Below are 12,373 nucleotides of genomic sequence, written 5' to 3'. Positions count from 1 at the left end.
CTGCGGGAGGACGACGCGCGCACCCTGCGCAATCAGTTGCTCGCCTCGGCCGCGGGGTTGCGGTTCGAGGGGCCGGACGCGCCGGAGGCGCCCGAGCGCGGCAACCTGGAGGTGCCGGTCGGCCGGCTGATCGTGTCGCTGCTGGTCAGTGGCCCGGCCATCAGCTTCGTGCTGGGGGTCGTGGTGCTGGGCACCGTCAGTGTCGTGATCGGGCACCCGGGGCCGCTGTTCGGCGCGTTCGCCCCGTTGCTCGGCGCCGCCGGGGTGCTCTGGACGCGCTTCACCAAGGGTTTCGGCTTCCGCGTGGCCGACTCGCCCGACGGTCTGCGCCTGCGCTACGGCCTGCTCGAGCAGCGCACCCAGACCGTGCCGCCCGGCCGGGTGCAGGCGGTCCGGATCAGTCAGGGCCTGCTCTGGCGCCGCCTGGACTGGTGGACCGTGCACGTGAACATCGCCGGGTACGGCGGTGAGGACAAGGACTCCACCTCCGGCAGCACCCTGCTGCCGGTCGGTCCCAAGGTCGAGGCGGTCGGCGTCCTGGCCCTGGTGCTGCCCGATCTCGGCGTCGGGCCGGGCGAGAATCCGTGGGACGTGGTGGACGCCGGCCTGCGCGGCACCGGCCCGGCGGCGGGGTTCATGACCGCGCCGCGCCGTTCGCGCTGGGTCGACCCGATCTCCTGGGGCCGGTCGGGTGTTCGCGTCACCGACCAGGCCCTGCTGATCCGCAGTGGCCGGATCCACCGCCACCTCGACATCGTGCCCCACGCCCGCACCCAGAGCCTGGGCCTGAGTCAGGGCCCGCTGCAACGCAAACTGCGGGTGGCCTCGTTCACCGTGCACTCCACCGCCGGCCCGGTCGAGGCGGTCGCCTCGCACCTGGACGAGACCGAGGCGTCCGGGTTGATCGCGGTGCAGTCGCTGCGGGCCCAGCAGGCGCGCAGGGACTCGGGCCCGGAGCGCTGGATGGAGACGGGTCCGTCAGAATTCGTGCAGGAGCCAGGCGAACCCGCCTAGCCCACCGGGATCCAGCAGCTCGTCGTTCTTCACCCCGAGCTCTTTCAGAGCCTGGGCCTGGCTGGTCAGTGTGCAAGAACCCCCAGTTGCCGACAGCACCGAGTCGATCGCGACATGGGCGGTGAGATCCATGGTGCCGTCCGGGCGGGGCGGCACGGCCCGTCCCCGGTAGAACCCGGTCAGGCTGCCGCCGGCCGGTCGGTCGGCCCTCCGATGGGCGTAGTCCACGCACAGGGCGGCCACCGCCCCGGCTCGTCGTGCCCGGTCGATCAGCCTGTGCCAGAACAGGTCACGGGCCCGTCCGACTTCGACCCGGTCGCCCTCGCCCAGGTGGTCGAGCGGCCACCAGTACCTGGCCCAGTCCAGATCGGCGGACGACGCCCGCCCGCCCAGGCGCTCACGCCCGGTTCGCGGGTCGACGAGAACCAGTCTCGGCCTGCCGTTCTCGTCCATCTCCAGCACCGTCACGGGGATGACGTCGAGCAGTTCCCAGGCGATCACCAGGGCGCCTTCGAAAACGTCGTCGGGCAGGGCGTCCACCCCGGGTGACCAGCCGATCGACGGCGACAGGCCCGCGGGCCTGACCACCACGTCCGTACCCCAGAGCTCGTGGGGTGAGCCGACGAGCGAGGTGAGCAACTCACCCCGGCCGGCACCGACGTCCACAATCCGGCGGGCCCCGAGCGTCGAGGCGAGCCGGGAGACCGCGCCGGCCAGCTCGTCCGGTGCCGCGTGCGACGCCGTGCGGAAGTGACCCGCCGGGCCCTCCGGACGCCGGTAGAAGCCCTCGGGTCCGTAAAGTGCCTCGGCCCAGGCACTCTGCCAGGGAAGCATCACTCCGGGCGGCGTAGCACCACGGCGACGTCGGTGACCGCGAACATGAACTTGCCCTCGGCCGCGAGCCGCGACAGCTCCTCGACCCAGGACACGGCGCGGGCGGCCAGCTCCGGGTCGTCCTTGGTCGCGGCCAGCACGCCCATCGCGATCTTCCAGCTGACCGAGCCCTGGTCGAACCGGCGGTGGGCATCGGCCCAGGTCTCCGCGCTGACCATCTCGAAGTCCGACTTCGAGGCCAGGGCGAGCAGCTTGCGGCCCATGAAACCGTCGGCGCGTTCGGCGAAGCGCGGCACGGTGGAGACGAAACGGTTGACCAGCAGCCGCGTCAGCGCGTCGTCGGTGCTGGCGAACAGGGCCGTGTCCCAGTCGCTGTGGGCCAGCACGAGCCGGCCGCCGGGCCGCAGCACCCGGTAGCACTCGGCCAGGTGCGCGAGCGGATCGGCCAGGTGCTCGGCCACGTTCAGCGAGATCACCCGGTCGAGCGAGGCGTCGGCGAAGGGCAGTGGCTCGTTCAGGTCGGAGAGCACCGAGCGCACCCGGGCGTCGTTGAGCACGTCGTCGTCGAGGCTGGAGGCCGAGTCGACCGCGTGCACGCGCCGGGGTTCCACGTCGTTCGCGGCGGCGGCCTTCAGCAGTGCCCGCACGATGCGACCCGGGCCGGTGCCCAGGTCGGCCACCTCCAGACCGGCGCGGTCGAGGTGGATCAGCTCGGCGATGCGTTCGTGACGTCCCACCCTGCAACCCTACGGCGCTCTCTTCGTGATCACGCAAAACCTCCCCGGCGATGACCGGATCACCAACGGCGACGTCCTACGCTGCCGGTGTGTCTGAAACTCAGCGACCTGCCGACCGTCCGGGCCGTCTCGGGGTCGGGGTGATCGGTGCCGGCCGGGTCGGCGCCGTGCTCGGCTCGGCCCTGCGGGCGGCCGGGCACGCGGTGGTCGGCGTCAGCGCGGTGTCCGAGGCCAGCGTCGAGCGGGCCTCGGTGCTGCTGCCGGGGGTGCCGGTGCTGGAGGTACCCGACGTGGTCGAGCGCGCCGAGCTGGTGCTGGTGGCGATCCCCGACGACGCCCTGCCCGGCCTGGTCTCCGGCCTCACCGAGACCGGTGCCTGGCAGCCGGGGCAGCTGATCGTGCACACCAGCGGGCGGTTCGGCTGGAAGGTGCTGGAGCCCGCGGTCAGCCGGGGCGCGATCCCGCTGGCCCTGCACCCGGCGATGACCTTCACCGGTACCAGCCTCGACCTGAGCCGCCTGGTCGACTGCTGCTTCGGGGTCACCGCGCCCGGCCCGGTGCTGCCGATCGCCCAGGCCCTGGTGGTGGAGATGGGCGCCGAGCCGGTGGTGATCGACGAGAAGATGCGGGGGCTCTATCACGCAGCCCTCGCCCACGGCTCGAACCACCTGGTCACGCTGGTGGCCCAGGCTCTCGACCTGCTGCGGGCCGCCGGGGTGGAAGACGCCTCCCGGCTGCTCGCCCCGCTGCTCTCGGCCTCGCTGGACAACTCGCTGCGGGGCGGCGACAACGCCCTGACCGGCCCGGTCGCCCGCGGTGACGCGGGCACGCTGGCCGACCACCTCCGGGCGATCCGCGCGACCGGCGAGCGCGGCGAGGGCACCCTGGAGACCTACCGGGCGATGGCCCGGGCCACGGCCGACCGGGCGCTCGCCTCGGGGCGTCTGCAGGTCGCGAGCGCGGAGGCACTTCTCGCGGCGCTCAACACGGAACCCCCCGAGTAGTAGTTGTTCGTCACGCCAGGGGCCGGTGGGCCTGGTGAAGATGACGAGTAGGTTAAGAACCATGTCCACAGTTGTGGCCCGAACCCGGGACGAGCTGGCCGTGGCTCGCGAGAAGCTGCACGGCACGGTCGCCGTCGTGATGACGATGGGCGCTCTGCACGAGGGGCACGCCGAGCTGGTGCGGCGGGCCCGCGAGCGGGCCGACAGCGTGATTGTCACGATCTTCCTCAATCCGCTGCAGTTCGGCCCGAACGAGGACCTGGCCAAGTACCCGCGCACCTTCGAGGCCGATCTGGAGCTGTGCGAGCGCGAGGAGGCCGACCTGATCTTCGCGCCCTCGCCCGACGTGGTGTACCCGAACGGCGACCCGGGCATTCGGATGTCGGCGGGAGTGCTCGGGGCCAAGCTCGAGGGAGCCTCGCGGGCCGGTCATTTCGACGGCGTGCTGACGGTCGTGGCGAAGATGTTCCACCTCACCCGGCCGCAGCTGGCGTTCTTCGGGCAGAAAGACGCCCAGCAGCTGCTGCTGATCCGCCGGATGGCCCGTGACCTGGACTTCGACTGCGAGATCGTCGCGGTGCCCACCGTGCGGGAGGGCGACGGCCTGGCCCTGAGCAGCCGCAACCGGTACCTGAGCGCGCTGGACCGGGAGTCGGCGCTGGCCCTGTCGAAGGCCCTGCACGCCGGGCGCGACGCCCGCACGCGGGGTTCGGCGGCGGTGCGCCGGGCCGCCCGCGACGTGCTGGTGGCCGAGCCGCTCGTGCTGGTCGACTACCTGGTGCTGGTCGATCCGCAGACCCTCGACGACGTGCCCGAGTGGTACCAGGGCGAGGCGGTGCTGCTGGTCGCGGCCCGGGTCGGTACGACCCGGCTGATCGACAACCTGCCGCTCGACATCGGGGGATCGCTGTGAGCATCCAGCTGGCGACCTCGCTGGCCACGCCGGAGATCGGCTGGACCACCCAGGCCGACGTGATCGTGGTCGGCTCGGGCATCGCCGGGCTGACCGCGGCGCTGCGCCTGCGCCGCCGGGTGCCGCGGGTGCTGCTGGTGACCAAGACGGTGCTGGACTCCGGTTCCACCCGCTGGGCCCAGGGCGGCATCGCGGCGGCGCTGGCCCCGGAGGACTCGCCCGCCGAGCATCTCGACGACACGCTGGTGGCCGGGGTCGGGCTGTGCGACACCTCGGCCGTGCGGGCACTGGTCACCGAGGGCCCGGCCCGGGTGCGTGAGCTGGTGGCCCTGGGCGCGAATTTCGACCGCACGCCCGACGGTGAGATCGCCCTGACCCGCGAGGGCGGGCACCATCGCGACCGCATCGCGCACGCCGGCGGTGACGCCACCGGCGCCGAGATCTCCCGGGCGCTGATCGCTGCGCTGGAGGCTGTGCGCGACGACCCGGGCATCGAGGTGCTGGAGCACGCGCTCGTTCTCGACGTCTTGACCTCTGGTGGAAAGGCCTGCGGGGTAACCCTTCACGTCATCGGCGAGGGTAGCCGCGACGGTGTGGGAGCCGCCCTGGGCCGGGCCGTGGTGCTGGCCACCGGCGGTATCGGCCAGGTTTTCCAGTCGTCGACCAACCCGCGCGAGGCGACCGGTGACGGCATCGCGGCCGCGCTGCGGGCCGGTGCCGAGGTGGCCGACCTGGAGTTCGTGCAGTTCCACCCCACGGTGCTCTGGCTCGGCCAGAACGCGCGCGGTCAGCAGCCCCTGATCTCCGAGGCGGTGCGCGGCGAGGGCGCTCTGCTCGTCGACACCAACGGCGTGCGGTTCATGCCTGGAGTGCACGAGATGGCCGAGCTGGCGCCGCGTGACGTGGTGGCCAAGGCGATCGTGCGGCAGATGGCGGCGACCGGGGCCTCGCACGTCTACCTCGACGCCCGGCACCTGGGCCGCGACTTCTTCCGCCGGCGCTTCCCGACCATCGTGAACGCCCTGGCCGGGCACCGTTTCGACCCGGCCGAAGACCTCATCCCGGTGGCGCCCGCCCAGCACTACCACTCCGGCGGCATCCGGGTCGACGCCGTCGGCCGCTCCAGCCTGCCCGGGCTCTACGCGGCGGGGGAGTGCTCCTGCACGGGGGTGCACGGGGCCAACCGCCTGGCCAGCAACTCGTTGCTGGAGGGGCTGGTGTTCGCCCATCGAATTGCGGACGACGTGAGCACCCGGGTTGCCTCAGGGGAGCTCACGCAGGTGGAACCTGCGGTGAGGCCGGGCCCGGTCGGCCTGCTGCCGGCCACCGCCCGCACGAGGATCCAGCGGGCCGCGTCCTGGGGCCCCGGCGTGATCCGGACCGCCGCCGGTCTGGAGAAGGCCACACAGGATCTCGCCCGATTGTCTTCCGGTGCGCCCGTGGATATTCCGGAGGGTGCGCACAAGCTCGACGTCACCCACGGCACGGCCGAGTGGGAGACCATGAACCTGCACACGGTCGCCACCGCCCTGACCCGGTCGGCCTCGCTGCGCGAGGAGACCCGGGGCGGGCACTACCGGGAGGACTTCCCCTCGGCGTCGGAGAACTGGCTCGGGCGGCTGGTCTCCCGGGTGAATCCCGACGGTGAGCTGGAGACCCGGTTCGAACCTTTGGGGAGCACGTCGTGAGTGACTGGGAATCGATCTGGCCCGCAGGGGTTTCGCAGAAGCTCGCAGCGGCCGGGCTGGACCCGGAGCGGGTCCGCTCGGTGGTGCGCGACGCCCTGGCGGAAGACCTGGGAATCGGCGGCGCGGTGGTCTCCGTGCCCGGCGCGGCCCCCGGTCACGACGTGACCAGTGAGTCGACGATCGGCGCGGACGTGGTCGGGCAGGCCCACGTGGTTGCCCGCACCGGTGGGGTGATCAGCGGAATGCCGCTGATCCCGGTGGTTCTCGCCGAGGTGGCGGGCTGGACCGGACTGGGTGGGGTTTCCGCCGAGGTGCTGCGCGCCGACGGTGACGTGGTCGTGCGCGACGACGTGCTGGCCGTGCTGCGGGGCCCGGTTCAGGTGCTGCTGATCGCCGAGCGCACGCTGCTCAACCTGGTCTGCCGCACCAGCGGTATCTCGACGCACACACGTCTGTGGGCCCAGGAGCTGTCCGGCACCGGCGCCCAGGTACTCGACACCCGCAAGACCACGCCCGGCCTGCGGATGCTCGAGAAGTACGCGGTGCGCTGCGGCGGCGGCACGAACAAGCGCATGGGCCTGTACGACGTGGCGATGGTAAAGGACAACCACAAGATCGCGGCCGGCTCGGTGGCCGGGGCCTACCGGTCCGTGCGGGAGCGCTTTCCCGCGGTGGCCGTGCAGGTCGAGGTCACCACCCCGGGCGAGGCCGTCGAGGCGGTCGTCGCCGGGGCCCGGTTCCTGCTGTGCGACAACATGTCTCCCGCCGTGTTGGCCGAGAGCGTGAAGGTGGCCCGGGCCGCGACCGACGAGACGGTCGAGATCGAGGCCACCGGTGGCCTGACGCTCGAGGTGGCGAACGAGTACGCGCGCACCGGGGTGGACTACTTGTCCGTCGGTGGGCTGACGCACTCGTCGCCGATCCTCGATCTGGCGATCGACCTGATCGGTGAGAAGGACTAGGCCTTTTCGTCGAGTAGGCGCTCGTAGGTGTTGCGCAGCCACTCGGCGATCGCGACCCGCTCGTTGAACCGGGCGGTCGGGTCGGCGTGCTCGACCTGCGGCGCGCGCACGGCCTCGGCGAAAGCCTTGGCCAGCGACGCCACGTCGGGGATGCCGTTGCGGTCACAGGTGTAGGTCAGCGCCGGGCGCTGCGACGAGGAGTGGCTGTTCGCCGGCATGATCGCCTGCGTGCCCAGGTCGTAGCAGGCTTCCGGCCACAGCGAGTGCGAGCCGAAAAAGGGCGGTACGAGTGCGGCGTCGAGGCCGAAGATGTTGTCCCAGAGCTGGGAGTCGGTCATCGGCCGGTGGGCCCGCAGCGTGCCGCCGGCATCGGTGACGATCCGGTCGATCTCCCGGATCGTGGCCGGGTCGTACCGGGTGGAGTCGGCGTCCAGCAGGTGGTCGTGGACGTACAGCACGAGTCGCACGTCGGGCGTGCGCTTCGCCGCCTCGGCCAGCGCCGACACCACCTTGACCGGGTCGCTGGGCAGCCGCAGGCTGCCCAGGTGCACACCGACGAGGTAGGGGCCGTTCTGACCGCGGGCGGGGCGCTCGCGGCGCATCGTGACGAAGTCCACGGCGTGCGGGTGCGGCTGCACCTGCGCCGTGACCTTCCAGCGCTTGGCGATCTCCTTGGCGGCGGACTCGGTGAGCGTGACGACCTGGTCGGCCGCGGGGATCAGCGCGTCGAGCTGCGCGGCGTAACCGGCCTCGTCCAGGCCGGTCGGGTCGCTCAGGTGGTAGGCGGTGACGATGAGCGGGCGTCCGGCGTCGCGGGTGGCCTGCACCGCCGCCTTCACCTGCTCGGCGCTCATCCGGGGGGCCAGGGCGTGCACGTGCACGATCTGCATCTCGCCGAGATGGGTCTGGATCCAGGCCGGGTCGAACGCCGCGGGGGGTTTGGGGGCGGAGCCGGGCATCTGAACGGTGGGACGGTGAACACCGTCGACGCCCTCGGGGTGACCGAGGTGCCGGACGTAGACGCCACGCCCGGGGAGCGCCGCGATCTTGATGATCGTGCGGCCCTCCCACTCGGGGGATGCACGACGTCGCTTACGGGATGGGGACACGGGCGCCTCTCGCGGGTTATCGCTGGTAGCGGTGGCTGTGCGACTCGCGCCGGGGCTGGACGAGATGGTCACCATAACCTGATCAACTCCCACTCAACGACCTGATGATCTGAAGACTGCGAGCGGAGGCGACTCCGCACATTTTCGCCGACTCGAGCCTGGCATCTGTGATCGCTTTCCGCGCGCTGAACCCCGATGCTGGGGGCTCGACGGCCTCGCGCCGCTTTTCGGAAAGGACCTCACTTGACCATCCGCGAGTTCGGGAACGACCTGCTGACAAGCCTTCTCGAGTTCACCCGGCACTCCGTACCGGGCGCCGTAGGTGTCGGGCTCAGCGTGGCGATGGACAGCAAGGAAAACGAGGGCACCCCCCAGACGATCGCCGCCATCGGGGTCGCCGGGGAACTCGACGTTGCTCAGTGGAAGCACGCCCAGGGCCCGATCTGGGACGCGTTCCGTCGCGACACCGTGATCATCCGGCCGACGGAGAACGACGACACCGGCCTGAACAGCCTGCCCGGGGTCGGCTCGGACGTGACCGACGCCGTCCGCGGCGCGATCTTCGTGCCCGGCGAGTTCGGCTCGGATCTGCCCACCGTGTTCTCGGTGTATCTCGACCGGGTCCCGGACGACCGGGTGCTGCGCGACATCGACCGCTACGAGCCGCTGGTGACCCAGGCCCTGGCCGTGGTCGAGTACTGCGCCGGTGAGGAGCAGGTGGCCCAGCAGATGCTCCAGATGACCCAGTACCGCCGGGTGATCGAGCAGGCGAAGGGTCTGGTCATGGGCGCGATCGGGGCCGACGCGCCCTCCGCCTTCGCCGCCCTGGCCCGGGCCAGCCAGCACTTCAACATCCGGCTGCGCACCCTGGCCGTGGCGCTGGTCGAGCACGTCGGCCGGCAGGACGCCGAGCACCCGGCCGACCCGGAACTGGTGGTCCGCCCGACCCCGGCCGAGCGGGAGACCGCGGCCCGGATCTGGGCCGCGCTGACGACCAGCGCGATCCTGGAACAGAAGTGACCCGGCCTCTCGTGATCATGCCCGGACGCCGTCGCATGATCACGAGAGGGGCGGTCCGAGGGTTGACGGCGGGGCGGTAAAGGTTTAGACGGGGCCGACTAGGATTGCTCGTCGTGACCGACCAGCAGGCTGATGCCACCCGCGAACTGCCCGACCCGAACGGCGAGGACCTTCCCGAGCAGATGCGTATCCGCTCGGAGAAGCGGGCGCGCATCCTGGCCGAGGGAAAGGCCCCCTATCCGATCGAGGTCGAGCGTACGCACACGCTCGCCCAGGTCCGGGCCGATCACGCCGAGCTGGAGACCGGCGCCTCCAGCGGCGAGATCATCTCGGTGGCCGGCCGCGTGGTGCGCTTCCGCGACGCCGGCAAGCTCTGCTTCGCCGTGCTGCAGGACGGCGACGGCACCCAGCTCCAGGTGATGGTGTCCAAGAACGGGGTCGGCGACGAGGCATTGGCGGCCTTCAAGGCCGATGTTGACCTCGGCGACTTCGTCTCGGCTCATGGCGAGGTCATCTCGTCACGGCGCGGGGAGCTTTCGGTGATGGCCGACAGCTGGGCGATGGCCTCCAAGGCCCTGCGCCCGCTGCCGGTGCTGCACAAGGAGATGTCCGAGGAGGCGCGGGTGCGCCAGCGGTACGTCGACCTGATCGTGCGCCCGGCCGCCCGCGAGGTGGTCAAGACCCGGGCCTCGGTGGTGCGCTCGCTGCGCGACACCTTCCACTCGCACGACTTCACCGAGGTCGAGACCCCGATGCTGCAGTCGCTGCACGGAGGTGCGGCGGCCCGCCCGTTCCAGACCCACATGAACGCGTTCGACATCGACCTGTTCCTGCGGATCGCCCCCGAGCTGTTCCTCAAGCGCGCGGTGGTCGGCGGTATCGACCGGGTCTTCGAGATCAACCGTAATTTCCGGAACGAGGGCGCGGACTCCACGCACTCCCCGGAATTCGCGATGATCGAGGCTTATCAGGCCTACGGGAACTACAACACGATCGGCGACCTGACCCGGGAACTGGTCCAGAACGCGGCCCTGGCCGTGGCCGGCAGCACCACCGTGGTCCTGGCCGACGGCACCGAGTACGACCTCGGCGGCGAATGGCGTCAGATCACCATGTTCGGCTCCCTGTCGGAGGCCGCCGGGCGTGAGGTCACCGCACTGACCGAGCGCGCCGAGCTGGTCGAGCTGGCCGCCGAGCACCATGTGCCGGTGCAGGACTGGTACAGCCCGGGCAAGCTCGCCGAGGAGCTGTTCGAGGAGCTCGTGGTGCCGGACCTGTACGCGCCGACCTTCGTGCGCGACTACCCGGAAGACACCTCGCCGCTGGTGTCGGCGCACCGCACCACGCCCGGCGTGACCGAGAAGTGGGACCTCTACGTGCGGTCCTTCGAGCTCGGCACCGGCTACTCCGAGCTGGTCGACCCGGTGGTGCAGCGCGAGCGCTTCGTGGCCCAGGCCCGGGTGGCTGCAGCGGGTGACGACGAGGCCATGCGGCTGGACGAGGATTTCCTGCGGGCCATGGAGTACGGCATGCCGCCGACCGGGGGCATGGGAATGGGCCTGGACCGGTTGCTGATGGCAATCACCGGCCTGGGCATCCGGGAGACGATTCTCTTCCCCTTGGTCAAGCCCGAATAAGCCCGTAGCACCAGGACAGTTGTAGGACAGGAGTCGACATGGACTACGTGGCAGCGATCTTTCCCTCGATCGGTGTTCTCGCCATCTTCGTGGTCGCCATCCGCGCCATCTTTCAAGCGGACCGGCGTGAGCGTCTGGCCCAGGCCGCGGAGGACCGCAGGCTGACTGCGGACGAGAAAACCCGGGCCGGGAACCCTGGGCAAACGCATACCTCGCAATCTGTGAAGCCTGCGGATTCGTAGAGACGTGCCGGGCGGCCGGTCGTTCTTTAGCGTCACCCGTTCGGCCGAACGGGTGACGCCGATCATCGCAGATGCCGGTGAAAGTTTGAATGTCACCGGTCGTGGAGACACCACGAATCCGCTCGCTATTGTGAGCCGTCAGTGGTGTTGGCTTGACATGTTTGAATGTCGACTCCATGATTCCGATGAATGGGTTCATCTGCCCGGGGTGGACTCCGGTGGCGTTTCTAGGAGTAATTGATGGCGCAGAAGGTGCAGGTCATTCTTGTTGACGACCTGGACGGCGGCGAGGCCGAGGAGTCGGTCTCGTTCTCGCTGGACGGGGTCAGCTATGAAATTGACCTCTCCGCAGCGAATGCGGAGGCATTGCGGGAAGCGATCGCACCGTGGGTGGAGCACGCCCGCCGGATCAGCGGCCGTTCCGGTGGCCGTGGCCGGGGTGCCGCCCGTGGCCGTTCCGCCGCCAAGGCGGATCTCGGCGACGTGCGCTCATGGGCGCGTGACAACGGTTACCAGGTGAGTGATCGGGGCCGGGTCTCGGCCGAGGTCATGGCCGCCTACGAAGGCGCGCACTAGTCCCTACGCACAACCCACCTTTGCCCCGGTGAAGTTCCGCCCCGGCGGGTGGTGTAAACGAACGCCGCGCCACCGCCGTGAATCACGGTGAAATCTGTGTGCCGGGCACCGGACCACTCCTGGTCCGGTGCCCGGCACAGTTTTGTCCAGGGTCTTTGCATTTCCCCGGGCCGGCCGGGAATCGAAAGTGCAGTATCCGGATTTCGGCTTAATCCCGAACCGGCAGGTCGGCCTGAATGAAACCGCAGAAAGTCGCTCTCCCGGCTTCCTGGGTTGTACCACTTCCGGGTATCGGTGATGGCGTCGGGGTGGATTCCGGGTGACCCGGGGACGTCCTCCCGGGGTCTCTCGGAGCCTCCCGGGGTCTCGCCGGGTCTCGCTGGGGAGGTGCAATCTCCGGGCAATGTCCGGTGTTCGTGTGCGGCCCGGCCGGCCGAATTCTCCGGGTGAATATCCCAACCGGTGGCGGCCCGGAACCGGGGGCGGGCCGGCGGGCGCCCACCCATGGGCTCCGGGGGGCGGGCCGAAAGGGTGACCCGCCGTCACTATTGCCGGGAAGGGATGCGACCCTGGAGACCGGGTTCGGCGGTTCCGCCCCGTCCGGCCGGTGCGAACCGGGACTTCGGTCCCGAGGTGG

General features: G+C 70.6%; 12 protein-coding genes. 9 read left to right on the top strand and 3 right to left on the bottom strand.

Annotated elements, in window-relative coordinates; translation table 11 throughout:
• Positions 1–1,014 (top strand): PH domain-containing protein (locus LR393_RS32815; protein WP_231489105.1); only part of this gene is annotated, 1,014 nt, incomplete at its 5' end.
• On the opposite strand, the gene LR393_RS32810 is transcribed toward LR393_RS32815, so the two are convergent.
• Together LR393_RS32810 and LR393_RS32805 are read right to left on the bottom strand one after the other, a co-directional pair.
• The gene (locus LR393_RS32810; protein ID WP_231489106.1) at positions 979–1,848 is read right to left on the bottom strand and encodes an SAM-dependent methyltransferase; all 870 of its coding nucleotides are present in this window, start codon (positions 1,846–1,848) and stop codon (positions 979–981) included. The genes LR393_RS32815 and LR393_RS32810 overlap by 36 nt on opposite strands.
• Positions 1,848–2,585 (bottom strand): methyltransferase domain-containing protein, encoded by a 738-nt coding sequence (locus LR393_RS32805; RefSeq protein ID WP_231489104.1) that lies wholly within the window; start codon positions 2,583–2,585, stop codon positions 1,848–1,850. Before LR393_RS32805 ends, LR393_RS32810 begins: the two co-directional genes overlap by 1 nt.
• Before the next feature lie 50 nt (positions 2,586–2,635).
• On the opposite strand from LR393_RS32805, the gene LR393_RS32800 reads away from it, so the two are divergent.
• From LR393_RS32800 to nadC, 4 genes are all read left to right on the top strand, one after another.
• A complete protein-coding gene (locus tag LR393_RS32800; RefSeq protein WP_269328264.1) occupies positions 2,636–3,589 on the top strand; it encodes a Rossmann-like and DUF2520 domain-containing protein in 954 nt (317 codons plus the stop codon).
• 61 nt (positions 3,590–3,650) lie between these two features.
• Positions 3,651–4,502: a pantoate--beta-alanine ligase gene (panC, locus tag LR393_RS32795; protein WP_231489102.1), complete on the top strand. Its 852-nt coding sequence runs from the start codon at positions 3,651–3,653 to the stop codon at positions 4,500–4,502.
• Complete coding sequence (locus LR393_RS32790) at positions 4,499–6,190, top strand: L-aspartate oxidase (protein ID WP_231489101.1); 1,692 nt, start codon at positions 4,499–4,501, stop codon at positions 6,188–6,190. Before panC ends, LR393_RS32790 begins: the two co-directional genes overlap by 4 nt.
• On the top strand, positions 6,187–7,152 hold the full coding sequence (nadC, locus tag LR393_RS32785) for a carboxylating nicotinate-nucleotide diphosphorylase (RefSeq protein WP_231489100.1): 966 nt from the start codon (positions 6,187–6,189) through the stop codon (positions 7,150–7,152). The genes LR393_RS32790 and nadC overlap by 4 nt, the downstream gene beginning before the upstream one ends.
• Here nadC and LR393_RS32780 read toward each other — a convergent pair.
• Positions 7,149–8,261: a glycosyltransferase family protein gene (locus LR393_RS32780; protein ID WP_231489099.1), complete on the bottom strand. Its 1,113-nt coding sequence runs from the start codon at positions 8,259–8,261 to the stop codon at positions 7,149–7,151. The two genes, nadC and LR393_RS32780, sit on opposite strands and share 4 nt — an antisense overlap.
• Before the next feature lie 243 nt (positions 8,262–8,504).
• On the opposite strand from LR393_RS32780, the gene LR393_RS32775 reads away from it, so the two are divergent.
• The 4 genes from LR393_RS32775 (at position 8,505) to LR393_RS32760 (ending at position 11,736) form a co-directional block, all read left to right on the top strand.
• Positions 8,505–9,281 carry an ANTAR domain-containing protein gene (locus LR393_RS32775; RefSeq protein ID WP_231489098.1) on the top strand — a complete coding sequence of 259 codons (777 nt, stop codon included), beginning with the start codon at positions 8,505–8,507 and terminating at the stop codon, positions 9,279–9,281.
• A gap of 113 nt (positions 9,282–9,394) precedes the next feature.
• A complete protein-coding gene (gene lysS, locus LR393_RS32770; protein WP_231489097.1) occupies positions 9,395–10,918 on the top strand; it encodes a lysine--tRNA ligase in 1,524 nt (507 codons plus the stop codon).
• Between the two features lie 38 nt (positions 10,919–10,956).
• Entirely contained in the window at positions 10,957–11,160 is a 204-nt protein-coding gene (locus LR393_RS32765) for a hypothetical protein (protein ID WP_231489096.1), read from the top strand.
• Between the two features lie 240 nt (positions 11,161–11,400).
• Complete coding sequence (locus tag LR393_RS32760) at positions 11,401–11,736, top strand: histone-like nucleoid-structuring protein Lsr2 (protein WP_231489095.1); 336 nt, start codon at positions 11,401–11,403, stop codon at positions 11,734–11,736.
• The last annotated feature ends 637 nt before the right edge of the window (positions 11,737–12,373 follow it).

It is taken from the genome of Kineosporia mesophila, from assembly GCF_021129235.1.
Classification (GTDB): domain Bacteria; phylum Actinomycetota; class Actinomycetes; order Actinomycetales; family Kineosporiaceae; genus Kineosporia; species Kineosporia mesophila.
Note: the sequence above shows the minus strand (reverse complement) of the source record. Positions and strands in the feature narration are given on the sequence as shown.